General features: G+C 73.2%; 21 protein-coding genes. 6 read left to right on the forward strand and 15 right to left on the reverse strand.

The genetic code is table 11. From position 1 onward, the window contains the following. Positions 1-8: 8 nt before the first annotated feature. The 7 genes from ACIQ6Y_RS25445 to ACIQ6Y_RS25475 form a co-directional block, all read right to left on the reverse strand. Positions 9-1,289, reverse strand: a complete 1,281-nt coding sequence (locus ACIQ6Y_RS25445) for an aKG-HExxH-type peptide beta-hydroxylase (protein ID WP_404042283.1) — start codon at positions 1,287-1,289, stop codon at positions 9-11. Positions 1,290-1,652: 363 nt separating this feature from the next. Then, positions 1,653-4,880 (reverse strand): SAV_2336 N-terminal domain-related protein, encoded by a 3,228-nt coding sequence (locus tag ACIQ6Y_RS25450; RefSeq protein WP_404042284.1) that lies wholly within the window; start codon positions 4,878-4,880, stop codon positions 1,653-1,655. Positions 4,881-4,887: 7 nt separating this feature from the next. Then, positions 4,888-5,913, reverse strand: coding sequence for an AAA family ATPase (locus ACIQ6Y_RS25455; protein ID WP_404042285.1), 1,026 nt, complete (start codon positions 5,911-5,913; stop codon positions 4,888-4,890). A 157-nt stretch (positions 5,914-6,070) separates the two neighbouring features. Next, the gene (locus tag ACIQ6Y_RS25460) at positions 6,071-8,167 is read right to left on the reverse strand and encodes a trypsin-like peptidase domain-containing protein (protein WP_404042286.1); all 2,097 of its coding nucleotides are present in this window, start codon (positions 8,165-8,167) and stop codon (positions 6,071-6,073) included. Beyond that, positions 8,164-8,574, reverse strand: a complete 411-nt coding sequence (locus ACIQ6Y_RS25465) for a CU044_2847 family protein (protein WP_404042287.1) — start codon at positions 8,572-8,574, stop codon at positions 8,164-8,166. The genes ACIQ6Y_RS25460 and ACIQ6Y_RS25465 overlap by 4 nt, the downstream gene beginning before the upstream one ends. 170 nt (positions 8,575-8,744) lie before the next feature. Next, positions 8,745-8,924 carry a DUF6104 family protein gene (locus ACIQ6Y_RS25470; protein WP_003992906.1) on the reverse strand — a complete coding sequence of 60 codons (180 nt, stop codon included), beginning with the start codon at positions 8,922-8,924 and terminating at the stop codon, positions 8,745-8,747. A gap of 147 nt (positions 8,925-9,071) precedes the next feature. Next, positions 9,072-9,914 (reverse strand): hypothetical protein, encoded by an 843-nt coding sequence (locus ACIQ6Y_RS25475; RefSeq protein WP_404042288.1) that lies wholly within the window; start codon positions 9,912-9,914, stop codon positions 9,072-9,074. A 148-nt stretch (positions 9,915-10,062) separates the two neighbouring features. On the opposite strand from ACIQ6Y_RS25475, the gene ACIQ6Y_RS25480 reads away from it, so the two are divergent. After that, positions 10,063-11,088, forward strand: coding sequence for a DUF4097 family beta strand repeat-containing protein (locus tag ACIQ6Y_RS25480; protein ID WP_404042289.1), 1,026 nt, complete (start codon positions 10,063-10,065; stop codon positions 11,086-11,088). Position 11,089: 1 nt separating this feature from the next. Beyond that, positions 11,090-12,085, forward strand: coding sequence for a helix-turn-helix transcriptional regulator (locus tag ACIQ6Y_RS25485; protein ID WP_404042290.1), 996 nt, complete (start codon positions 11,090-11,092; stop codon positions 12,083-12,085). Between the two features lie 369 nt (positions 12,086-12,454). Here ACIQ6Y_RS25485 and ACIQ6Y_RS25490 read toward each other — a convergent pair whose 3' ends face one another. The 4 genes from ACIQ6Y_RS25490 to ACIQ6Y_RS25505 all read right to left on the reverse strand — a co-directional run bounded on the left by ACIQ6Y_RS25490 (position 12,455) and on the right by ACIQ6Y_RS25505 (position 15,790). Next, the gene (locus tag ACIQ6Y_RS25490) at positions 12,455-13,036 is read right to left on the reverse strand and encodes a Clp protease N-terminal domain-containing protein (RefSeq protein ID WP_404042634.1); all 582 of its coding nucleotides are present in this window, start codon (positions 13,034-13,036) and stop codon (positions 12,455-12,457) included. Beyond that, complete coding sequence (locus tag ACIQ6Y_RS25495; RefSeq protein ID WP_351836644.1) at positions 13,036-13,245, reverse strand: helix-turn-helix domain-containing protein; 210 nt, start codon at positions 13,243-13,245, stop codon at positions 13,036-13,038. The genes ACIQ6Y_RS25490 and ACIQ6Y_RS25495 overlap by 1 nt, the downstream gene beginning before the upstream one ends. 114 nt (positions 13,246-13,359) lie before the next feature. Then, the gene (locus ACIQ6Y_RS25500; protein WP_404042291.1) at positions 13,360-14,325 is read right to left on the reverse strand and encodes a zinc-binding dehydrogenase; all 966 of its coding nucleotides are present in this window, start codon (positions 14,323-14,325) and stop codon (positions 13,360-13,362) included. Between the two features lie 229 nt (positions 14,326-14,554). Next, a complete protein-coding gene (locus ACIQ6Y_RS25505) occupies positions 14,555-15,790 on the reverse strand; it encodes an NADP-dependent malic enzyme (RefSeq protein ID WP_404042292.1) in 1,236 nt (411 codons plus the stop codon). 554 nt (positions 15,791-16,344) lie between these two features. Here ACIQ6Y_RS25505 and ACIQ6Y_RS25510 point away from each other — a divergent pair. The 3 genes from ACIQ6Y_RS25510 to ACIQ6Y_RS25520 are packed head-to-tail and all read left to right on the forward strand — an operon-like array spanning position 16,345 to position 19,077. Then, positions 16,345-17,304, forward strand: coding sequence for an ABC transporter substrate-binding protein (locus ACIQ6Y_RS25510; RefSeq protein WP_404042293.1), 960 nt, complete (start codon positions 16,345-16,347; stop codon positions 17,302-17,304). Between the two features lie 34 nt (positions 17,305-17,338). Beyond that, a complete protein-coding gene (locus tag ACIQ6Y_RS25515; protein WP_404042294.1) occupies positions 17,339-18,274 on the forward strand; it encodes an amino acid ABC transporter permease in 936 nt (311 codons plus the stop codon). Then, the gene (locus ACIQ6Y_RS25520) at positions 18,271-19,077 is read left to right on the forward strand and encodes an amino acid ABC transporter ATP-binding protein (RefSeq protein ID WP_404042295.1); all 807 of its coding nucleotides are present in this window, start codon (positions 18,271-18,273) and stop codon (positions 19,075-19,077) included. Before ACIQ6Y_RS25515 ends, ACIQ6Y_RS25520 begins: the two co-directional genes overlap by 4 nt. 55 nt (positions 19,078-19,132) lie before the next feature. On the opposite strand, the gene ACIQ6Y_RS25525 is transcribed toward ACIQ6Y_RS25520, so the two are convergent. From ACIQ6Y_RS25525 to ACIQ6Y_RS25535, 3 genes are all read right to left on the reverse strand, one after another. Continuing rightward, entirely contained in the window at positions 19,133-19,897 is a 765-nt protein-coding gene (locus tag ACIQ6Y_RS25525) for a hypothetical protein (RefSeq protein ID WP_404042296.1), read from the reverse strand. Then, positions 19,894-20,382 (reverse strand): SigE family RNA polymerase sigma factor, encoded by a 489-nt coding sequence (locus ACIQ6Y_RS25530; protein WP_404042297.1) that lies wholly within the window; start codon positions 20,380-20,382, stop codon positions 19,894-19,896. Before ACIQ6Y_RS25530 ends, ACIQ6Y_RS25525 begins: the two co-directional genes overlap by 4 nt. A 127-nt stretch (positions 20,383-20,509) precedes the next feature. Next, positions 20,510-21,286 carry a class I SAM-dependent methyltransferase gene (locus ACIQ6Y_RS25535; protein WP_404042298.1) on the reverse strand — a complete coding sequence of 259 codons (777 nt, stop codon included), beginning with the start codon at positions 21,284-21,286 and terminating at the stop codon, positions 20,510-20,512. 101 nt (positions 21,287-21,387) lie between these two features. Between ACIQ6Y_RS25535 and ACIQ6Y_RS25540 the strand changes: the two genes are divergently transcribed. Next, on the forward strand, positions 21,388-22,017 hold the full coding sequence (locus ACIQ6Y_RS25540; protein ID WP_404042299.1) for a CGNR zinc finger domain-containing protein: 630 nt from the start codon (positions 21,388-21,390) through the stop codon (positions 22,015-22,017). Here the strand turns inward: ACIQ6Y_RS25540 and sodX are convergent. Then, the gene (sodX, locus tag ACIQ6Y_RS25545; RefSeq protein ID WP_404042300.1) at positions 21,921-22,355 is read right to left on the reverse strand and encodes a nickel-type superoxide dismutase maturation protease; all 435 of its coding nucleotides are present in this window, start codon (positions 22,353-22,355) and stop codon (positions 21,921-21,923) included. The genes ACIQ6Y_RS25540 and sodX overlap by 97 nt on opposite strands. Positions 22,356-22,434: the final 79 nt, after the last annotated feature.

A 22,434-nucleotide genomic window follows, 5' to 3' on the forward strand; every position in this document is an offset into this window, starting at 1 on the left:
TCGACGTTCTACGCAGGGTTACCCGGCCGGTCGGCCGCACTGCCGAGCCTTTCATGACAGGCGACCATGCCGTGGACGAACTCCCTTCCTGCAGAGGTCAGTTCATCGGATTCGCGCAAGATGGACAAGGCTTCGCCCACCCGCTCGCGGTGGGCCTCGAAGCGCTCGGCGGCCCGTCGGCGCCACGCCGTGAAGGAGGTGGGCGAGTCCCGGGCCCGGTGCCACAGGTCCAGCAGCGCCAGATGGGCGTAGGCGCCCTGCAGGACGCCGGGGACGGGGCGCGGGTCGCGCCGCCAGCCGACGCGGTGCAGGGTGCGGCCGTCGGGGCGGCACAGCGGGAGCAGTTCGTCGAGCGCGGCCAGTTTGGTGTGATGCGTCTCGTGCACCAGCAGCTCCACCAGGTCCGCAGGGGTGGCGGGCAGCTGACTGAGGACGGCTCCGGGGGCGGTGTGCAGGGTGGCGCTGGTGGGTGTGCCGGGGCGGGCCGGGGTCGCCAGGGGTACGACGGCCCGTACGAGGGCGGTGGTCTCGGCGACGCGCCCGGGGTCGGTGGCCGACAGCAGGACCCGGGCGTCGCGCCAGCGCGCGGCCCAGGCCGGGTGGTCGGTGTGGGGGCGTTCGGCGGCACGCAGGGCCGCGGGCCCGATCCCGTCGGGCGGGGCCCGGTAGGGGTCCTGGTCGTCGAGGACGGCCGTGCTGTCGGGCAGGCGCCGCAGCGCGGACCAGGACAGGGCGCCGTTCCCTGCGCGCGGGTTCGGTCCGGCGACGGGGGTGGCGAGGACGCAGTCGCCGTCGGCGGTGACGCGCAGGCCGTCCGCGCCCGCGGTCAGGGTGACGTGGCCGGGACGGCAGCGCAGCAGGCCGAGGCCGGGAAGGTTCAGTGTGGGGGCGGTCAGGACGCGCTCGGTCCCGAAACGGCAGCCCGCGCGCACCGCTGCGGCCAGCGCCGGCCCGGTCAGCCGGCCCAGGTGCTCCTCGAACTCCGGCCCGTCGGGCGCGGCCAGGGCCTCGGCCAGCCAGGCGCCGATGGTCGGGTAGTCGACGACGTCCCGTACGGCGGCCGCGTCGGTCTGTTCGGCCCGGACCAGGAGCGTCCAGTCGTCCTCCAGCCGGCGCCGCACAGCGGCCGAGAGACGGTCGCCCGTGCGGTCGGCCCTGACGAGCAGGGCCTTGAGCAGCAGGAGCCGATGGGAGTGGAGCGCGGCACGCAGTGTCGCCGTGAGGGCGGGCCGCGGCCGGGTCCGCGCCAGCGGGGAGAGAATCTCGAAGGAGCCGGGCGCCGGGGTCATGCCCCGGGGTCCTCACCCCGGGGGGAGTCTCCGTGACCGGCCGAAAATGGACGTACGCGGGGCCGATCCGTCACGCCGTCCGGGTCGGGGTTGGCGTACCAGATCATGTGCGGTTCGCGGGCCCGGCTCAGCACCCGGTCCACCGCCGCGATGAGCCCGGGATCGTCCATGGCACGCAATGCCCGCAGGTCGACGTAGGTGAGGTCGGGCAGGGGCGCGGTCCGTACGGTGCGCGCGCCAGGGCTTGCCGCCCTCTCCCTCTGCTCCGGCACCCTCGGCTCCTCCCTGCCCGCCACCGCCCCGCACGGCTGCATTGGCTGCCCAGTTCTTCCCGACGGGCCCAGCACGGAAACCCTGTGTGGATCAACTCCGGTCAGTCGAGGCGCTGGTGGACCATTCCCGCGCCCAGGGCCACCAGGGCGGTGCGGCCTCGTTCCAGTCCGGCTCGGTGAGCCCGGCGGGGGCGGGGGCGCTCGCGTCCAGCACCCGCTCGGCCGCGCGGGTCAGCTCCACATCCCCCCAGTCCACCTCACGCAGCGCCCCCACCAGCCGCTGCCACTGCTCCCGGGCCGCCCGGTAGGCCTCTCGCGCGGCGCCGGGGCGGCCCATGAGCGCGAGGACCGCTCCGCAGGCGTGCCGGGCCCGGGCCGCGGTCATCGAGCCGGGGTCGGCGCCGTGGGCGGCGCGGGCCTCGCGTTCGGCGTTCTCGTAGGCCTGGAGGGCGTCGACCAGGACGGGGGCGCCGGCCCGGTACCAGCCCTCCAGGCGGACGCGGCCCAGTTGCAGCCAGGCTTCGGCGCGTACGCCGGCGTCGGCGGCGGCGCGGACGGCCTGCCCGAGCAGGTGGCGGCTCTCGAACAGGTCCGGCAGGAAGCCCAGATGCCGGAAGCGCTGGGCGAGCGCGCTGCCGACCAGGCCCTGGAGGCGGCCGCGTTGGCCGGAGCGGGCGGGCAGTGCCTTCAGGGCCTCGCGCAGGACGTTCTCGGCGCGGTCGACGACAACGGCGCCGTCCTCGGCGGAGGCCCGCCGCAGCAGGGACTCGCCCCAGGCGGTGAGGAGTTCGCAGCGGCGGGCGCTGTCGGCGGGGGCGAGCATGGCGGCGGTCTCGTACGCCTGGTCCGCGGCGCGTGCCTCGCCGGCCGCGTCGTGGAACGCGGCGCGGGCGGCGAGCACCGGCAGCAGCAGCTCGGGGTCGCGGCCCGCGGCCTCCTCGGCGCGGTCGAGGGCGTCGCGGATGCCGGTGTCGTCGGCCCCGGCGCCGCGCAGGGCCGCGACGAGGTCGAGCAGGGCCCGGCTGCGGACGGACGCGGAGGCGCCCTCGGCGTCCAGCAGGGCGCAGGCCTCGCGCAGTTCGGGCGCGGCCGCGCCGGGCCGGCGCAGGGCGAGCAGCAGGCGGCCGCGGTGCAGCAGGCGGGAGCGGTGGGCCGCGGGCCAGGGGTCGGCCTGGTCCGGCGGGGCGGCGCGGCGGGCGGCCTCGGGCCAGGGCGCGGTGTCGGGAGCCAGTACGGCGAGCGCGGCGGTGAGCAGCTCGCGCTGTCCGGTCAGCCGCCACAACTCGTGCCGGGCGGCGGCCAGTTCGAGGGCCGCCTCGGCCTGTTCGACGCTGTCGGGCGAGGCCCCGCCGTGCGCGGCGGCGAGCTCCGTCACCGCCTCGCGCAGCAGCTCCGTACGGCGGTCACCGGTGCGGGCGGCGGCGGTGCCGGCCTCGGCGCGCAGGATCTGGCCGAGGACGAGGCGGGCCTGCACGCCCAGGGGCTGGGCGGTCTCGCCGGCCTGGGCGCTGTCGCCGGGCCGGGTGTCGACGGCCCGTACCGCCGCCTCGGCCTCCTCCCTGGCCCGGTGCAGCACCGCGGGGTCGGCGAGGCTGCGGTACTGGCCGAGCAGCCTGCGGGCGGCGGCGACCGGCTGGGCGGCGACCAGGTCGGGCAGGTAGTGGCGCAGCACGCGCGCGGGGATGCGGGCGAACAGCTCGGCCCGGGCGTCGCCGTGGGCGTCCGGCTCAGCCGCCTCCGCGAGGGCCTCGGCGGGGTCGGGGTCCGGGGCGGCGTGGTCGGCGAGGCGGGCCGCGGCCAGGGCGGCGAAGTTGCGGGTGCCCTTGCCGAAGTGGCGTTCGACGTAGGCGGAGCAGTGCTTGAGGACGAGGACGGCGGTGTCCTGGTCGAGGGAGCCGAGCAGCAGGTCCTGGAGGCGGCCGGGGTAGGCGAAGCAGGGCTGGTCGCCGGTGCCGGGCAGTTGCCGCAGCAGGCCGCCGAGGAGCACCTCGGCCAGTTCCATGGGGCCGGTGTCGGGCAGCATGGCCCGCTGCACGAGCTGCATGACCGGCAGGGTGAGCGGCGCGGCCGCGAGGTAGACGGCGAGGCGGACGGCGCCGGGTGAGGCACCGGCCCGGAAGGCGCGCAGCAGCTCCTCGTCGGTGCGGGCGCGGCCCGTGGGCACGGCGGCCGGTCCGGCGGGCCGCGGGGCGGTCCAGGCGGCCCAGGCGCGCTCGCTGGTGGGGCCGGTGCCGGACAGCAGCCGCGCCCAGGCCTCGAAGGCCTCCGGGGTGGGCTGCAGGACGGGCACGGGCCGGGCGTCGGGCGCGGGCTCGTCCCAGGGCTCCTCGTCGGGCTCGAAGTCGATGCGGCCGCCCAGTTCACCGGGGCGTACGAGCGTGCCGGGTTCGGCGGGCAGCGCCGTACGCCCCCACAGGCGCGGCGGCAGGGGCTGGACGACGGCGATCGGGGAGGTGCGGGGCCAGGCGTGCAGCAGCCGCTGGGCGCTGCCGTTCTGCCACAGCGGGCCGACGCAGTCGCTGATCACCACGGTGAGGCGGCGTCCGGTGGGGTCGTGCAGTTCCTCGGCGGAGCGCAGCCGGGTGTGCCGGCCGGGTCCGGCGGTCGTCCCGACGAGCGGGGTGCCGCCGCCGTCGGCGTACAGATGGTGGACGCGTACGGAGTCGAAGGCGCCGGACTGCTGGCAGGCCTGGCGCAGTTCCTCGACCATCTGGCCCCAGACGGCCATGGCGGGCCCGGTGTCCATCAGCAGCTGGATGTCGCAGCGCCGGCGGCGGCCGGTGCGCGGGACGGGCAGCAGGATGCCGCTGGCGGCGGCGCGTTCGGCGGTGGCCTCCTCGTCGATGCCACCGTCCTGCGCGGTGTCGGCGGTGACGCGGTAGCGGCCGAGGGCACGCAGCGCCTTCTCCAGGCCGAGCAGCCCGGGCAGCGCGCTGGCCGCGGGCACCCGTACCGGGAAGGACGGCGCGGTGTCCTCGGTGTTTTCGGTGTTCACCGCGTCGCGCGAGCGCGGGGCTCCGCCGCCCGACCGGTACAGGGGTACGACGTCGGAGGAACGGTCGGGCGCGGGCCGCGGCGCCTCACCCGGGTCGCCGGAGTCGGCACCGTCGTCGGCCGCGTCGTCGGGCGGGGAGTCCCGGCGGGTGTCCGGCGGCAGCACGGCGCCCCCGCCGGGCGCCGGGTCCGCGGGGGCGTCGCGGGGCGGGCGCGAGCCGATCCGCCGGGCCAGCCAGACCGCGTCCGCGACCTCTTCGGCGGTGAGGTCGAGGCCGCCCTGGCGGAGCCTGCGGATCAGCTCGTCCAGATGCATCCCCGGCATCCGGTCATCACCTCGAACGGTCGAGTGGCTGCATGAGCAGGTCCGCGATCCGCTCGCGCGTGACGCGTTCCGCGTGGGGGGCGTGCTGGGTGAGGAAGAGCGCGTTCAGCAACTGGTCGGCGGCGACGACCTCGCCGGGTTCGCGGTCGAGGAAGCGGTCGATCAGATCGCGGCCGGTGCTGACGCTGTCGTCGCCGAGGTGGGCGGCGACCATGGCGGTGAGCTGCTCCTCGCCGGGCGGCTCCAGTTCGAGCTGGACGCAGCGCCGCAGCAGCGGGGCGGGGAAGTCGCGTTCGCCGTTGGAGGTCAGGACGATCACCGGGAAGGCCGTGCAGGCGACCCGCCCGCCGTGCACCTCGACGCGCCGGCCGTCGTGGGTGAGCACCTCCACGACCGGCTCGCGGTCGGCGATCCGCTCCAGCTCGGGGATCGCGAACTCGCCCTCCTCCAGGGTGTTCAGCAGGTCGTTGGGCAGATCGAGGTCGCTCTTGTCGAGCTCGTCGATGAGCAGCACCCGCGGCACTTCGGAGGGCAGCAGCGCGGTGCCGAGCGGGCCGAGCCGGATGTACGAGCCGATGCCCGATGTGGCCGACGCGGCCGCCGCGCCGGCCTCGGCGCCCTGGGCGCGCTCCAGCTGGACGTCCTGGAGCCGGCCGATGGCGTCGTAGCGGTAGAGGCCGTCCTGGAGGGTCGTACGGCTGACGATGGGCCAGCGCAGCACGCGGCCGAGGCCGAGTTCGTGGGCGACGGCGTAGGCGAGGGTGGACTTGCCGGTGCCGGGGTTGCCGGTGACGAGCAGGGGGCGGCGCAGATAGAGCGCCGCGTTGACGGCGTCGACCTCGGCGGGGCGGGGCGCGTAGTTCTCGACCATCCGGCGGCGTACGCCGAGGCGGCGGGCGCTGCTGGGGTCCTCCGGGCCCGCCTCCGGGTCGCTGCGGCCGGCCGCGAAGTCGCGCCACGGGGGCGGCTCGGGTAACTGCCGCACACCGTCGTGCGGCTGACCCACGCCGCGGTAGATCCGCCAGTCGTTCACCTCGGTCTCCTCCCGGCTGTGGTGATCGTGCTGTGGGTCCGGCCGTTCGACGTACGACGTTACCGTCAGGCGGCCGGGCCTGCCGAGTTCCCGGACGCCTCGGGTCTCATTTCCGATCCACCGAAAGTCCGTACAGGACAGTGGGGTTGACGGACATTCAGTTGTCGGGGCCGACCAGCGGCGGCGGCTGCATGGTGTCCTCCCCGTGCGGGGGCCGGTCCGGGGGATCGAAAAGCACGGCGATCTTGCCTTTGAGACCTTGCGCGCGGGCGGTCTCGGGATCGGCCAGGCTGATGCGCAGCTCGCGCACCGGTTCGTGCAGTCCGTCCGCCCGGCCGGCCAGCTCCAGCACCCGGGCGGCCTGGTGATGGAAGGCGGCGCAGTCGGCGTGGTCGTGTCCGTCGCGGCGCCACAGCAGCACCGCATGGCCCGCGGTGAGCGCGGCCGCCATCGCCTCACGGCCCTCGCGGCCGGTGACCGGGCCACAGTGCACGGGGACACGCCCGTCCGTCAGCGTGGACAGCCTGCCGTACGCGGCGACGGCCGACTCCCGGCGGACGCCCGGGGCATGCCCTTCGGCGGGCGCCTCCGCGCGCAGCGGGGTGTGGCCCAGGCTGCCGCGCCGTACGCCGCCGAAGCGCGTGCGCCACTCGGGGCTCGGGGCGCGGTTGTTGCGCTTGAGGTCCCGGATGACGACCGTACGGCGCAGGCCGAGCGGCACGGAGTCCTCGTCGAAGTCGAACTCGAAGTCGGCGTCGGCGTCTGCATCGAGGTCGAGGTCCAGGTCGTCCTCCTCGGCCGGAGGGTTCTCCTCCGGGACGAGCCGCCACTCGTCGACGGGCAGGTCGAACAGCCGGCGCGGCAGGAAGACCTCGACGGCGGCCAGGTGTTCGCCCTGGTCGCCCTGGTGCAGGGCCCGCAGCAGCGGCTCGCGGATCGCGTCGTAGAGGCCGTCGAGCGGTACGCCGCGGTCGTCGGCCGCGACCGGGGTGACGTCCTGGCCGTCGTACAGGAGCTGGACGCTCCACGGGTACAGGTCGCCGTAGACGCGGTCGCCGACGCGGACGAGGACGTCGGCGCGCAGCCGGGGTTCGGCGGGGCGGGTGGTGATGAACAGGCCGCGCAGCAGGCCGTCGATGGTGTCGCGGGCGCCCCAGTGGGCGTGCCGGCGGGCGTGCTCGGTGATCCAGTCGGCGAACGCGCGCAGCCGCGCCCGGTCGACGCCGGCGGGGTGCGTCTCGACGGTGTGGCGGGCGACCTCGGCGGCGTAGAGCAGGACGGCGTCGAGTTCGGCCTCGGATCTGCTGCGCAGGGCCTGGCGGTCGCGCAGGCCGAGCAGCAGGCCCGCGCCCTCGCGCCAGGTGCGGGGCTCGTGCAGGATCGGCGAGGGCTGGCCGACGCCGGTGACCCGGCGGCGGACGTTGTGCACCAGGGTCATGACCTCGCCGCTGCGGCCGGGCGGCGGCAGATGCGCGAAGTGGCCGTAGAGGTGGACCCGCAGCTCGGGGGTGACACCGGAGGCGGCGTAGCCGGGCAGGCCGCTCTGGACGGTGGTCCAGTCGGCGTCGGCCGAGCCGTCGAGGTACTGCTGGAGGTGGTGCAGGTCGTGCTCGCGGACGACGGTGTGCAGCAGGTCGCCGCCGCGGACGTCGAACAGCTCGCGCAGGGCGGTGACGGCGACGGCGGCGCCCTCGTGTTCGTTGCGGCCCTTGTTCATGCCGACCAGCGCGCCGTGCCGCAGGTCGACGACCGGCCCGCCGGAGACGCCGTCGACGAGCCGGCCGCCGCCGAGCACCAGCGCCCTGTCGTCGACGCCCTGGATCTCGCCGGTGACGTCCCGTACGCCGAGCTCGCCGGTCTGGCGGGACCAGCCGTGCAGGCTCACCGGGGTGCCGAGCACGGGTGCCCGGTCGCTCAGCCACACGCACCGCGCGTCCACGGCGTCGGGCACGCGCACCAGGGCGACGTCCGGGAAGTCCCAGTGACGCCGGCCGGCGTCGGCCTCCTCGGGCCGGGGCTTGGCGAGGACCACCTCACCGGTGGTGCGGCCGCCCTGCCAGGTGACGCCCACAGCGCTCTCCCCTCGCCACACAGCCGCTCCCCCCTCCGCCACCACATGCGCGCAGGTCAGCAACCAACCCGGCGCGACGAAGAATCCACTGCCCCAATATCCGTCACGGTCCGGTGCATACCCGTCACGCGGCGCGACGATGCGTGCGAGCGAGGGGCGCACCATCTCCTCGAGGGCGCTCATACGACGCCGGAGGCCGGGTCGGCGGCCCCCGCGGCGGCGCCGTCGCCCGTGCCCGGGCCGGCCGCGCCGCCGTCGCCCGGGGGCTCGGTCCAGGTCAGGGACACCGACAGCGTGGCCTGGCCGCCGCCGCTCGCGATGGCGCTCACGATCCGGCCGGCCTGCGCCGACAGTTCGATGCCGAAGCTGACGCCGACCTCCACAGGTGCCGTGGTGTCGAGACCGGCGCGCAGGGAGCGCACGACTCCGCCGACGGTGCCGGCGAGGCCGCCCGCGAGTTCCATGACCCGGTCCCCTGCGCCGGTGTCCCGGTATCCGCCCCCGTGGGGCGCTCCTTCTTCGTCCGTACCGATCCTCGCCCAGACGACGGTCCCGTCGTCGAGCCGTATCCGCTGGATTCCTCCACCCATGGCGCCCCCGTCCGTTCGCAGGTACTGCTGTGGCTCTACCGCAATGGGAGGGAAAGGCTAACTCCCGATGAAGTCGGGGAGCGAGGGAGAACGATCAACTGGCTGAAGTGGAGCGGTTGTTCAGACAGTCCGCCGGTCGGAGGCGGGCACTCGTCCGCGGGCGGGTACGGTCACTCGTCGTCCTCGTCGTCCAGCCGCGCCAGCCAGGTGGCGAGCCGCTCGACCGGCACCTCGAAGTCCGGGTTGAGGTCCACGAACGTCCGCAGCTGCTCGGCGAGCCACTCGAAGGTGACCTCCTCCTCGCCGCGCCGCTTCTCCAGCTCCTCGATGCCGCGGTCGGTGAAGTACATGGGGTGTTCTCTCCTGCGTACGGGGGTGACGTTCCGGTACGACAAGCGTAGGCGGAGGTGCGGCAGGCCAGGGCCTCAGGCCCGGGGCCCCGCCGCCCTGGCGCCCTGGAGCCCCGGCGCCCTGGAACCCCGGCGCCCTGGAGCCGCTCAGTCGCGGGGGCGCATCACGGCCTGGGCCAGACCGACGGCCCCGTGGGTGAGCAGGACCGCGCCGGCCGCGAGCCAGCCGCCGCTGCGGCGACGGGCGCCGTGGACCAGGAAGGGGACGGCGAGGGCGACCTGGGCGAGGGCGAAGAGGCGGGCCTCGGTGCCGCCGGAGGGCGGGCGGGGGCCGAGGGGGCCGCGCTCGACCACGTCGAGTTCGGCGCGGACGGCCTCGCGCAGGCCGGCCCATTCGATCTGCCGTACCTCTGGATGGCTGCGGGCCGCCTCGCGCAGGCGGTCCACGGGTTCGCCGGGGGCCAGGCCGTCGGGCAGGGACACGCCCACGCGGGTGAGAACGGCGATCACGCCCTGCACACGCGTGTGCCCGTCGGCGTCGGGGTCCGGCTTCGCCAGCCGGTCCAGGGCCTGCACATCCAGGACGGGGTCGAGCCCGAGCCGTGCCGCGAAGGTGCGCATGGCCTCGTCCTCGCCCGCGGGCGTGCCGTCGGCGAGCCAGACGTAGCCGACGCCGCGCCGGAAACCGGAGGCCAGGGTGTAGCCGCTGCGGTCGGCGTCCCACCACAGGGCGAGCACGGGCCAGGGCGCGGCGACGGCGAGGGCGGTGGCCCAGCCGGTGAGAACGCGGTCGACGGGTTCGCCGCCCTGCAGCCAGGGCTTCCCCTCGGGCACGAGCACGCTCCAGCCGTCGCCGGCCGGGGCGAGCAGCACGGGTTCGCGCAGCAGCTGGGCGGCGGGGGCGACGGAGTCGGGATCCGCCCGGCAGAGCAGCAGGGCGCCGGGGGCGCGGACACCTCGGGCACCGAAGCGGGACTCATCCGTCGACATGGTCACACGCTAGGACAATTCATCCCCTCGCACGGGCGGCTGATCACCAGAACGAGTGTCTTGACTTTGCCTATCCGCGATATATCGTGAATGCAAGGAGACGCGATATGCCGCGTTGATCCGCCATCCAGTCGCCGGAGGTCTGCACATGTCCGAGTGGTCCGTCGCCGAGCCCCAGAAGCTCACCTTCGACGAGCCCGTGCGCGAGCTTCAGGTCCGCATCGTCAACGGCACGGTGAACGTGGTGGGCACGGACGAGGGTTCCGCCCGCCTGGAGGTCACCGACGTCGAGGGCCCACCCCTGCTGGTGACCCATCGGGACGGCGTCCTGACGGTGGCGTACGAGGACCTGCCCTGGAAGGGCTTCCTGAAGTGGCTCGACCGCAAGGGCTGGCGCCGCAGCGCCGTCGTCTCCCTGGCCGTGCCCGCGGCCACCCGGGTCGAGGTCGGGGTGATCAGCGCCGCCGCCGTGGTCTCCGGCGTCGACGGCCATGCCGAGGTCAAGGGCGTCTCCGGCGACACCACCCTGGTGGGCCTCGCGGGCCCGGTGCGCACGGACACCGTCTCCGGGGCCGTGGAGGCCCAGGCCCTCACCGGCGACCTGCGCTTCAACTCCGTCTCCGGCGATCTGACGGTCGTCGAGGCGGGCTCCTCGGTGAAGGCCGACTCGATCAGCGGCTCGATGGTCGTCGACCTCGACCCGGCGAGCCGACCCACCGACATCGACCTCACCAGCGTCTCCGGCGAGATCGCCATCCGGCTGCCCCAGCCGGCCGACGCGCGGGTGGAGGCCAACACCGCCAGCGGCTCCGTCTCCAACGCCTTCGAGGACCTGCGGGTCAGCGGCCAGTGGGGCGCCAAGCGGATCACCGGCCGCCTGGGCGCGGGCAACGGCCGGCTGAAGGCCACCACCGTCTCCGGCTCGATCGCCCTCCTGCGCCGCCCGCAGACGGACGAGGAGCCGTGGGGCGGGGAGCCGCGGGACGAGGCACGGCGGGACGGGGAACCGCGGGGCGGGGAGCCGTCGGACGAGGCACCGCAGGGCGGGGAGCCGTCGGACGAGGCACCGCGAGGCGGGACACCGGGCACCCCGGGAGACAATGCGGTATCCGGCCAGACCGAACAGGCCACCCCCGACCAGGCTGACGGCCCGACCGACAAGAAGGTGCTCTGACATGCCCCCCGTCTTCGCCCACGGCCGTCTGCGGCTCTACCTGCTGAAGCTGCTGGACGAGGCCCCGCGCCACGGCTACGAGGTCATCCGTCTGTTGGAGGAGCGCTTCCAGGGTCTGTACGCCCCCTCGGCGGGCACCGTCTATCCGCGCCTGGCCAAGCTGGAGAGCGAGGGCCTGGTCACCCACACCACCGAGGGCGGCCGCAAGGTGTACGCCATCACCGACGCGGGCCGGGCCGAACTGGCCGACCGCAGCGGGGAGCTGGCCGACCTGGAGCTGGAGATCCGCGAGTCCGTCGCCGAACTGGCCGCCGAGATCCGGGCCGACGTGCGCGGCGCTGCGGGCGACCTGCGGCGCGAGATGCGGGCCGCGGCGAGCGAGGCGCGGCAGGGCCCCGCCGAGGAGCAGCCCACCGAGCAGGAGGCCTGGCGCGCCGCCAAGGAGGAGATGCGCCGGGTCCGGCAGGAGTGGAAGGAGCAGGCCCGGCGCGCGAAGGACGAGAGCCGCCGCGCCCGCGAGGAGGCCCAGCGCGCCCGCCGCCAGGCCAAGGAGGCCCAGGACCGGGCCCGTGCCCAGGCCCAGGAGGAGGTGCAGCGCATCGCCCGCCGGGTCCAGGAGCAGGTGCAGGACCACTTCGCGCGCGGCGACTGGCCGTCGGGCGTGCGCGAGGGGCTGACGGAACTGGCCAAGGAGTTCGGCGACTTCGGCCGCGACTTCCCCTTCGGCCGCAACGGCACGCACCGCCCGCCCTCCGAGCCGGAGTACACCGTCACCCGCGAGGACTTCCCCGCCGACTACGAACCGGCCTGGGCCCACGAGCCCGGCACCGGCGACCCGGCCCGCGACCTCGACCGGCTCCTCGACCGCTTCCGCGACGACATCCGCGACGCGGCCCGCGACCACGGCGTCACCGCGGAGCAACTCCACGACACCCGCCGCCATCTCTCCACGGCGGCCGCCCACATCGGCGCCCTGCTGCGGGCACCAAAACCCTGACACCCGCGGGCAGGCCGGCCCCGGGCGGCCGACCTGCACCGGGCGGCCGACCTGCACCGAAGCCGTGCCGACCGACGGCGAGCGCTCTCGCCTCCCGGTTCGCCCCCGCCCGGCAGGCCTGCACCGGACCCCGTTCGCCACCGTCCAGACGGCCTGGACCGCACCCCGTCGCCGCCACCCGGACGGCCTGGACCGCACCCCGTCGCCGCCACCCGGACGGCCTGGACCGTTCGCCGTCGCCTCCGGACAGCCGGCCTGCACCGAGCCCTGACGACCGACGGCGAGCGCCCCCCGGGTTCGCCGCCGCCCAGCCGGCCGGCACCGAAGCCCTGAGGACCGCCGCGGGCGACCCCCGCCCCCCGTCACCGTTCAGCCGGCCTTCGCCGCACCCCCGTTGGCGCTGTCGGCGCCGTCGGCGCCATAGAGCACCCGGACGACGCCGTCGTACGTCACCCCGTGGTCGGCCAGCACCTCGGCGGGGACACCGGGGCGGGCGGTGAGGGCGAGGAGGAGGTGCTCGTCGCCGATGGCGCGGTCCTTGTGGGCGAGGGCGATACGGAGGGTCTGCGTGAGCAGGTCCTTGGCGCCCCGCCCGAACGGGCGCCGACGCAGGCGCCGGCCGCCGTCGCGGGCCAGCGCGCCCTGCCCGTGGGCCTCTTCGACCCGCGACACGATCGCCGCGAGGTCGATGCCCAGTCCCGACAGCGCCTCCTCGTCCGCGCGGGAGAGCCCGCCCTTGCGCCGCGCCTCGGCAAGGTCGCGCGCGACCCGCTCCCGGAGCTCATCGGACAGCCCCAGCGCGGACAGTGCGAACGACCCGCGGCTGCCGTCCCGGTCGAGCAGGGCGAGCAGCACATGCGTCTCGTCGACCTGCTCGGCACCCGCCTTCTCGGCATGCGCCGCGGCCCCTTCGACCACGGCCCGGGCTTCCTTCGTGAACCGCTCGAACATCATCGCCTCCCGTACTTCTTGTGCACGGCCTGCCTGCTGACGCCCAGTTCCGCGGCGATCTCCTGCCACGACCAGCCCTGATGGCGCGCGCTGCGCACCTGTACCGCTTCCAACTGCTCCAGCAGCCTCCGCAGCGCGGCGACGGCCCGCAGTCCGACCCGTGGGTCGCGGTCCCCCGCCCGCTCGGCGAGATCCGTTGCTTCGGTCATGCTGTCAACATAGGTTGACGCGAGGGCCACGTCAACCGACGTTGACAGCAGCGGCCGAAAAAGGGGCGGGCGGGCCCACCCAAGGACCCGCCCGCCCCAAACACCCCGGAGGGCTCAGGAATTGGTCAGAACGACCTTCCCGAACAGCTCACCGGACTCCATCTTCTCGAAGCCCTCCCGAGCCCGGTCCAGCGGAAGCACCTCGTCGATCACGGGCCGCACCCCGGTGGCCGCACAGAAGGCCAGCAGGTCCTCCAGCTCGTCCTTGGTGCCCATGGTCGAGCCGACGACCTTCAGTTCCAGGAAGAAGATCCGGGTCAGCTCCGCGTGCGAGGGCCGGTCCCCGCTGGTGGCACCGGAGATGACGATCGTGCCGCCGGGGCGCAGCGACTTCACCGAGTGCGACCACGTGGCGGCACCCACCGTCTCGATCACGGCGTCGACGCGCTGCGGCAGCCGCGCCCCCGGCTCCACCGCCTCCACGGCGCCCAGCTCCAGCGCCCGCTTCCGCTTGGCCTCGTCCCGGCTGGTGGCGAACACCCGCAGCCCGGCCGCCTTGCCCAGCACGATGGCGGCAGTGGCGACACCGCCGCCCGCGCCCTGCACGAGCACCGAGTCCCCGGGCCGTACCCCGGCATTGGTGAACAGCATCCGGTACGCCGTCAGCCAGGCCGTCGGCAGGCAGGCGGCCTCCTCGAAGGACAGTTCCTTCGGCTTGGGCAGGATGTTCCAGACCGGCACGGCCACCCGCTCGGCGAAGGTGCCCTGATAGCGCTCGGTGAGGATGGACCGGGGCTCGTTCGGCCCGACCCCGTGGCCGGTCTGCCCGATGACGGAGTGCAGGACGACCTCGTTGCCGTCCTCGTCGACACCGGCGGCGTCACAGCCGAGGATCATCGGCAGCTTGTCCTCCGCGAGGCCCACCCCGCGCAGGGACCAGAGGTCATGGTGATTGAGAGAAGCGGCCCTCACATCGACGGTCGCCCACCCGGCCCGGGCCTCGGGAGCCGGACGCTCCCCCAACTCCAGGCCGCGAAGCGGCTGCTCACGATCGATTCGGGCGGCGTAGACAGCGAACATAGAGCCGACCCTAGGTTCCCGAGACCCAAGGGGGAACGCCGAGCCCGTGTGACACACACCCTCTTGCAACTTCCCAGGGGCGAGAGGCTGCATCGATATGCGGCTCCGCCGCGTGGGCGCGACCAGCCACAGACGACCCGCACCCGAAGAAATCACCCGAAAGACCCAGCCCCAAAGTAAAAAATGACCCCGCCCGAAAAGGACGGGGCCACTCGGCCGACTCAGCGAATCACCGCCGAGCCACACCCTCCGCCCGAGCCGCCGCAGCGACCGCCGCGGTGACGGCGGGAGCCACCCGCTCGTCGAACGGCGACGGGATGACGTAGTCGGGCGCGAGGTCGTCGCCGACGACAGAGGCGAGCGCCTCCGCGGCGGCCAGCTTCATGCCCTCGGTGATGCGCGAGGCCCGCACCTGCAGGGCGCCCGCGAAGATCCCGGGGAACGCCAGCACGTTGTTGATCTGGTTCGGGAAGTCCGACCGCCCGGTCGCGACGACGGCCGCGTACTTGTGGGCGACCTCCGGGTGGACCTCGGGGTTCGGGTTGGCCATGGCGAACACGAACGCGCCCTCGGCCATGGAGGCGACAGCCTCCTCCGCCACCGTACCGCCGGAGACGCCGATGAAGACGTCCGCGCCGACGAGGGCGTCCTCGAGGGACCCGCTCAGCCCGGCCTTGTTCGTGAACCCGGCCAGTTCACGCTTGACCGGCGTGAGGTCGTCCCGGTCCGCCGACACGACGCCCTTGCGGTCGGCCACCGCCACGTCCCCGATACCGGCCTCGACCAGCATCTTCGCGATGGCGACACCGGCCGCGCCGGCGCCGGAGATGACGGCGCGCAGCTGCCCGATCTCGCGCCGGCTCAGCCGCGCGGCGTTGCGCAGGGCCGCCAGGGTGACGACGGCCGTGCCGTGCTGGTCGTCGTGGAAGATCGGGATGTCCAGCTCCTCCTGGAGCCGGCGCTCGATCTCGAAGCACCGCGGCGCCGAGATGTCCTCCAGGTTCACGCCACCGAAGGACGGGGCCAGACGCACCACGGTCTCGACGATCTCGTCGACGTCGGTGCAGGCCAGGGCGATGGGAACCGCGTCCACACCGCCGAACTGCTTGAAGAGGATGGCCTTGCCCTCCATCACCGGAAGGGAGGCCTCGGGCCCGATGTCACCGAGTCCGAGCACGGCCGTGCCGTCGGTCACGACGGCGACGACGGACGACTTCCACGTGTAGTCATGGACGAGTTCCGGCTGCTCGGCGATCGCGGTGCACACTTTCGCGACGCCGGGCGTGTACGCCAGGGACAGGTCGTCCTTGTCACGGACCGGCACGGTGGCTTGCACTGCCATCTTGCCGCCGCGGTGCAGCGCGAACGCCGGGTCGAGATCGAAGGAATCGAGGGGCTCGCCCCCGGCTTCCCTGCCCGTACCGGTGTCACTGTCGCTGCGAGGATTGACGATCTCCGCTGCCACTTCTCTTTACCCCTTAAGTATTCAAGGTTGAGGGTTTGGTCCACTCCCGGTGAGGGGTGGGCGGGCACCGCGTACGTCCCTTGCTGAGTGATGCATACGGACATGTACGCGACGGGCGCGCCGCACACGCGCCCTGGGCCCCGGATGAGGGGTGTAAAGAACCTTCTTACCGGACGGACCGCGTTCCGGACGAGTCCATAACGCGAAGGTCACACGCGGGTGCCCCGACTCATGCCGCGATATCGGGACAAGGCCTGGACAAACCCGCTACAACCGCCCAAGCGGTCGATGCGACCGGGGACCAGCCATCCGCATGCCGAGACAAACCGAAGATCTTCCGGCCGAAATACGGGATGCCGACAGATGATTCGGCCTGGAAGGACGGGACGGAGGGGGTTCACCGTCATCCCGTTATCCGATTTTGACATTGCGGCCCCCCTGAATGGCCGAGTCCGAATGGCAAGATGCGGTAATCACACGAGGTCGCGACACCCGAAGGTGTGTGTTCTCGTCGACCCATCGGCAACTCCACCCATCCGCCGGAGGAACCCACCATGACCGCAAGCACCACCCGTCGTACGACCGCCGCGCGCTCCCGGCTGGCAGCGGTCGGCTCGATCGCGGTCGCAGGCGCTCTGCTTCTCACCGGCTGCGGTGACCAGACCAAGGACGGCGGCTCCGACACCGCGGACACCGCCACCTCGGCGGCCCCGCTCGCCGACAAGCTCCCCAAGGCGATCCGCGACAAGGGTGTCGTGAAGGTCGGTTCGGACATCGCGTACGCCCCGGTCGAGTTCAAGGACAGCTCCGGCAAGACGGTCGGCATCGACCCGGACATCGCCGACGCCATGGGCAAGCAGCTCGGCGTGACGTTCGAGTTCGAGAACGGCACGTTCGACACCCTGCTGGGCGGTCTGCGCTCCAACCGCTACGACATCGCCATGTCGGCCATGACGGACACCAAGGACCGTCAGGAGGGCATCGACGCCGACACCGGCAAGAAGGTCGGTGAGGGCGTCGACTTCGTCGACTACTTCACGGCCGGCGTGTCGATCTACACCAAGAAGGGCGACGACCAGGGCATCAAGACCTGGTCGGACCTGTGCGGCAAGAAGCTGGTCGTCCAGCGCGGCACGGTCTCGGAGGACCTGGCCAAGGCCGAGGCCCAGAAGTGTCCGAAGGGCAAGAAGCTCTCCATCGAGGCCTTCGACAACGACCAGCAGGCCCAGACCCGCCTGCGCTCGGGCGGCGCGGACGCCGGGTCCTCCGACTTCCCGGTCGCCGCGTACGCGGTGAAGACCTCCGGCGGCGGCAAGGACTTCCAACTGGTCGGCGAGCAGGTCGAGGCCGCCCCGTACGGCATCGCCGTCGCCAAGAACGACACGGAGCTGCGGGACGCCCTGGTGGCCGCGCTGAACGCGATCATCGAGAACGGCGAGTACCAGAAGATCCTGGAGAAGTGGGGCGCTGCCGAGGGCGCCGTCAAGGAAGCCGCCGTCAACGGCGGCAAGTGACCGCTCGGCTCGCGGCCACTGAAAGGCAACACCCGTGACTGACATCGACAAGACGGACGGCCCGGCGGACACCCCGTCCGCCGGCCCGGAGGCCATCAAGGCCGTCCCGGTCCGGCACTACGGCCGGTACGTCTCCGCGGTGATCGCGCTCGCGATCTTCGGCTCGATCATCTGGGCCTTCGCGAACGGCGACATCAACTGGGGCGCGATCCCCGACTACTTCTTCAACGACCGCATCCTCAAGGGTGTCCGCGAGACGCTCTGGCTGACGTTCCTCTCGATGGTCATCGGCATCGCCGGCGGCCTCATGCTGGCCGTGATGCGGCTGTCGACGAACCCGGTGACCTCGTCCATCGCGTGGTTCTACATCTGGTTCTTCCGGGGCACCCCGGTCCTGGTCCAGCTGTTCGTCTGGTTCAACCTGGGCTTCGTGTTCGAGTACGTCAACCTGGGGCCGTTCTACAAGGACGAGTGGTCGGACTTCATGACCCCGTTCCTGACGGCGCTGCTGGGCCTCGGCCTCAACGAGGCCGCGTACATGGCGGAGATCTGCCGTGCCGGTCTGCTCGCCGTCGACGAGGGGCAGAGCGAGGCGGCGCACGCGCTGGGCATGAGCCACAGCAAGACCCTGCGCCGGATCGTGATCCCGCAGGCGATGCGCGTGATCGTGCCGCCGACGGGCAACGAAGTCATCAACATGCTGAAGACCACCTCGCTCGTGGCGGCGGTCCAGTACTACGAGCTCCTGCGGTACGCCCAGGACATCGGCACGAGCTCGGGTGCCACGGTCGAGGCGCTGTTCCTCGCGGCGGCCTGGTACCTGATCCTCACGTCCGTGCTGAGCGTCGGCCAGTTCTACGTCGAGCGCTACTACGCCCGCGGATCCAGCCGCCAGCTGCCGCCCACACCGTGGCAGAAGGTCAAGGCGAACCTGGCCGCCTTCTCGCACCGGCAGGGGGCGACCCGATGACCGACAAGCTCAGCAAGACGGACGAGCCCGTGAAGCACTCCAGCGTTCCCATGGTCAAGGCCGAGGGCGTCCACAAGAACTACGGCCCCATCGAGGTCCTCAAGGGCATCGACCTGGAGGTCAGGCAGGGCGAGGTGTTCTGCCTCATCGGCCCCTCCGGTTCCGGCAAGTCGACCTTCCTGCGGTGCATCAACCACCTGGAGAAGGTCAACGCCGGCCGGCTGTACGTCGACGGCGAGCTGGTCGGCTACCGGCAGAAGGGCGACAAGCTCTACGAGCTCAAGGACAGCGAGGTCGCGCTGAAGCGCCGGGACATCGGCATGGTGTTCCAGCGGTTCAACCTCTTCCCGCACATGACGGCCCTGGAGAACGTCATGGAGGCCCCGATCCAGGTCAAGGGGAAGAGCAAGGCCGAGGCCAGGGAGCGCGCCGCGCAGCTCCTGGAGCGCGTGGGCCTGGCCGACAAGGCCGGGAACTACCCCTCGATGCTCTCCGGCGGCCAGCAGCAGCGCGTGGCCATCGCCCGGGCCCTCGCCATGGACCCGAAGCTGATGCTGTTCGACGAGCCGACCTCGGCGCTGGACCCGGAGCTGGTCGGTGACGTCCTCGACGTCATGCGCGACCTGGCCGAGTCCGGCATGACGATGGTCGTCGTCACCCACGAGATGGGCTTCGCCCGCGAGGTGGGCGACAGCCTGGTCTTCATGGACGGCGGCGTGGTCGTCGAGGCCGGCAACCCGCGCGAGGTCCTGACCAACCCGCAGCACGAGCGGACCCAGGCGTTCCTGTCCAAGGTCCTCTGATCCACACGCGTCGAGGGGCGGTACGGCAGACCCGTACCGCCCCTCACGCATGTCCTTACGGCAACAGCTCCGGCTTCAGGGCGAGTTCGCGCAGCTGGTCACGGTCCAGCGGGAACTCCTTCAGCAGCGGGCCCTGGGAGCCCCGGCCGAGGAAGCCGGTGGTGTCCCGCAGGCGCAGCACGGTGCCGTCCTTCAGCCGCAGGCTCGCGGTGAGCTCGGGCCCCCACTGCGGCTGCCCTCCGTCGTCGGCGTACGTCCATCGCCACAGCGACAGCCGGGCCCCGTCGGGCAGCTTCTCGGTCGTGCAGTCGGTCATGCCCGTGTCCTCGTCGGCGAGCGCGCAGGGGTCCTGGAGCGTCCCTTTGAGCTCGGCCTCCTTCGGCCCGTACGCCCGTACGGTGAGGTATCCGACCCCGCCGTCGCGCTCGACCGCGTAGTCACCGTCGTACGGCCCCACGTCCTCGGGCAGCTGTGCGTCCGGGGCCTGCTTGATCAGGCGCATCAGCGACACCTCGCGGAGGTCGCCCACGTCCTCGGGCAGCAGCTTCGCGAAACCGTCGGCGCCCGTGCCGAGGCCGCCGCCGGTGGGCGAGGCGGCGACCGGCGCCCCCTGCCCGCCCCCGGGCAGCGCGCCCGGCCCGAGCAGGACTCCCCCGGCCAGCACGGCCGCGACCGCTCCGGTCACCGCGGCCCGCCGACGCCACCGTAGGCGCGCGGCGCGGGTGAAGACGGCCTCGGCGCCGCGCCCGGCCGGTGCGGGCACGCCGTCGACGGCCCGTCCGAGCAGCGAGCGCACTTCCTCTGTCTCTGTCTCGTTCATACGTGTTCCTCCCGCACCGCGGCCCTGAGGGCCGCCAGTCCCCTCGCCGTGTGGCTCTTGACCGTGCTCTCCCGCATCCCGAGCAGCTCGGCGGTGGCGGCGACACTGAGGTCCTCCCAGTAGCGCAGCACCAGCACCGCCCGCTGTTTGGGCGCGAGCCCTGCCAGAGCGGCCCGCACCATCAGCCCGGTGTCGCGGTCGGCGCTGTGCCCGGGGATGTCGGGCAGTTCGCCGTACGCCTGCTCGCGCCGCCAGAACCGGCGGCGGGCCGAGATGAAGGTGTTGACGAGCGTCTTGCGCGCGAAGGCCTCCAGGTTGTCCAGCCGCCCGTGTCTGCGCGCGCCGAGGACGACCTTGACCAGCGTGGTCTGTACGAGGTCCTCGGCCTCGTCGCGGTTGCCGCACAGCAGATAGGCGCTGCGGAACAGCGCCGTGCGTCTGCCGTCGACGAAGGCGTGCAGCGCCGCGTCATCGCCCCGCGTCATCGCTCCCCCTCTCCCGGCCCACCGGATACGGACCGTCTCACCTCTTCAGTGCGGTGGGGGGCGCGTCAGGACGCACCAGAGGCGGTACGAATTCGTCGTACCGCCTCTGTGCCGTCGTACGGGCTGCTTACTTGAGCGCGAGCAGCAGTGTGTCCGAGGGCGAGCACCACACCGGCCGGACCTCGCCGAAGCCGTGGTCGCGCAGGACGCGGGCGTGCCAGGCGGCGGAGGGCATCTCGCCGTCGGCGTGTTCGCCGTAGATCTCGAAGCGGCGGGCGGTGGGCGCGGCGAGGACGGGGTCCTGGGCGGCGAGCTGCCACCACTCGGACCAGTCGAGGGCGCCGCCGTCCTTGGCGCGGTCCATGCGGGTGTGGCGCAGGGCGCGCTCGGCGGCGTTGATCCGCGGGGTGGTCTCGTCGATCATGTGGTCGGCGTTCATGAAGACACCGCCGGCGCGGACGAGCCCGGCGACCTGGCCGTAGAGGGCGGCGAGCGGCTCGCTGTGGAACCAGTGCAGGGCGGTGGCGGTCAGGATCGCGTCGTAGGAGTCGTACGGCAGTTTCGCCGTCCAGTCGGGGTCCTTGAGGTCGGCGGTGACGAGGGTGACGCGGTCGTCGCCGGCGAAGGTGCCCTCGGCGATGGTCAGGAGGGCGGGGTCGAGGTCGACGCCGGTGCTGGTGGCGCCGGGGAGGCGGGCGAGGAGCCGGGCGGTGATGGTGCCGGTGCCGCAGGCGAGGTCGAGGACGCGTGGCGTGGAACCGACGAGGGCTTCCACCATGTCGAGCATGATGCGGAAGCGTTCCTCGCGGTCGGGCATGTACCACTCCTGCTGCCGGTCCCAGCTGCGCTGCCAGGCCGGCCAGTCGGCCCCGGCCGCGGTGAAGCCGGTGGTGGTGTCCGTCATCGACGCCCTCCGTCCACGCATGTCCCGTAATACCCTGGATGCACGATCAGCTGTTACCGACCGCACGCCACGACGATAGATCGCCTCCGTAAGGACTACAAGTGGAACTGGCCTATTACTCGGATTACGCCGTACGACTCGTCAACAGCGAGGAACCGGCCCGGGGCACGGACAGCCTGACCTCGGTCGAGGCCGTCCGTGAGCTGTTCGGCGGCAACCAGTCGGCGGCCCGGCGCGCCACCGAGGCGGACGTGACGCGCTTCCGCTCGGTCCGCTCCCGGCTGCGGGCGGTCTTCGAGGCCGCCGACCAGGGCGACGAGACCCTCGCCGTGGACCTGCTGAACTCCCTGCTGCTGGAGTTCCCGGTCAGCCCGCAGATCTCCGGCCACGACCACCGCGACGACGACGGCCGCCCCCTGTGGCACATGCACCTGGCCGACCACCCCTCCAACGCGACCGCGGGCTACGCCGCCATCGCCGCGATGGGCCTGGCCTTCCACCTCACCGAGTACGGCGTCGACCGGCTGGGCCTGTGCGAGGCGGCGCCGTGCCGCAACGCCTTCCTGGACACCTCGACCAACCGCTCCCGGCGCTACTGCTCCGACCGCTGCGCCACCCGCGCGAACGTCGCCGCCTACCGCGCCCGCAAGCGCCAGGAGGCCGACCGCACGGCGAGCACGGGCCGCACCGCCGACAGCGCCCAGCCCAGTACGGCGAGCGGCCCGCGCTGACCGGGCGTACGGGGCCGCAGCCGCAGCCGCGCCCGCGCCAGCACGAGCTCCTCGGGTACGACGCCGTAGTCGGTGCTGTCCCCGCCCGCGCGGGCGTTGTCGCCGAGCACCCACCAGCCGCCCTCGCGGCGCTCCGTGGCCCGCTTGACGACCAGCAGGTCCTGCTGGAAGGGATGGCGCAGGACGACCACGTCACCGGGCCTGATCCGGGCGCCGTAGTGCACGACGAGCCGGTCGCCGTGGTACAGCGTGGGCACCATCGACGGCCCGGTCACCTCGGCCAGCCCGAAGGGCAGCAGCGCGCCCCTGCGCTCGGTGTCCTGCGACAGCTCCGGCATCACCCGGCACCTCCCCGGTTCATCCTCCACCAGTCTCAGTCTGACCCTGGACTTTTGTCCTAAGCCCATGGGGGCACTC

This window comes from Streptomyces sp. NPDC096205 (genome assembly GCF_044763135.1).
In the GTDB taxonomy this organism is placed as follows: domain Bacteria; phylum Actinomycetota; class Actinomycetes; order Streptomycetales; family Streptomycetaceae; genus Streptomyces.

Excerpts from the sequence above, each read along its gene's own strand:
- sodX (WP_404042300.1), bottom strand. The coding sequence starts at position 22,355 with ATGCCGGAGCTGTCGCAGGACACCGAGCGCAGGGGCGCGCTGCTGCCC.
- ACIQ6Y_RS25480 (WP_404042289.1), top strand. The coding sequence starts at position 10,063 with ATGTCCGAGTGGTCCGTCGCCGAGCCCCAGAAGCTCACCTTCGACGAG.
- ACIQ6Y_RS25520 (WP_404042295.1), top strand. The coding sequence starts at position 18,271 with ATGACCGACAAGCTCAGCAAGACGGACGAGCCCGTGAAGCACTCCAGC.
- ACIQ6Y_RS25485 (WP_404042290.1), top strand. The coding sequence starts at position 11,090 with ATGCCCCCCGTCTTCGCCCACGGCCGTCTGCGGCTCTACCTGCTGAAG.
- ACIQ6Y_RS25500 (WP_404042291.1), bottom strand. The coding sequence starts at position 14,325 with ATGTTCGCTGTCTACGCCGCCCGAATCGATCGTGAGCAGCCGCTTCGC.
- ACIQ6Y_RS25495 (WP_351836644.1), bottom strand. The coding sequence starts at position 13,245 with ATGACCGAAGCAACGGATCTCGCCGAGCGGGCGGGGGACCGCGACCCA.
- ACIQ6Y_RS25530 (WP_404042297.1), bottom strand. The coding sequence starts at position 20,382 with ATGACGCGGGGCGATGACGCGGCGCTGCACGCCTTCGTCGACGGCAGA.
- ACIQ6Y_RS25460 (WP_404042286.1), bottom strand. The coding sequence starts at position 8,167 with ATGAGCGCCCTCGAGGAGATGGTGCGCCCCTCGCTCGCACGCATCGTC.
- ACIQ6Y_RS25475 (WP_404042288.1), bottom strand. The coding sequence starts at position 9,914 with ATGTCGACGGATGAGTCCCGCTTCGGTGCCCGAGGTGTCCGCGCCCCC.
- ACIQ6Y_RS25490 (WP_404042634.1), bottom strand. The coding sequence starts at position 13,036 with ATGTTCGAGCGGTTCACGAAGGAAGCCCGGGCCGTGGTCGAAGGGGCC.
- ACIQ6Y_RS25450 (WP_404042284.1), bottom strand. The coding sequence starts at position 4,880 with ATGCCGGGGATGCATCTGGACGAGCTGATCCGCAGGCTCCGCCAGGGC.
- ACIQ6Y_RS25465 (WP_404042287.1), bottom strand. The coding sequence starts at position 8,574 with ATGGGTGGAGGAATCCAGCGGATACGGCTCGACGACGGGACCGTCGTC.
- ACIQ6Y_RS25535 (WP_404042298.1), bottom strand. The coding sequence starts at position 21,286 with ATGACGGACACCACCACCGGCTTCACCGCGGCCGGGGCCGACTGGCCG.
- ACIQ6Y_RS25445 (WP_404042283.1), bottom strand. The coding sequence starts at position 1,289 with ATGACCCCGGCGCCCGGCTCCTTCGAGATTCTCTCCCCGCTGGCGCGG.
- ACIQ6Y_RS25470 (WP_003992906.1), bottom strand. The coding sequence starts at position 8,924 with ATGTACTTCACCGACCGCGGCATCGAGGAGCTGGAGAAGCGGCGCGGC.
- ACIQ6Y_RS25510 (WP_404042293.1), top strand. The coding sequence starts at position 16,345 with ATGACCGCAAGCACCACCCGTCGTACGACCGCCGCGCGCTCCCGGCTG.
- ACIQ6Y_RS25525 (WP_404042296.1), bottom strand. The coding sequence starts at position 19,897 with ATGAACGAGACAGAGACAGAGGAAGTGCGCTCGCTGCTCGGACGGGCC.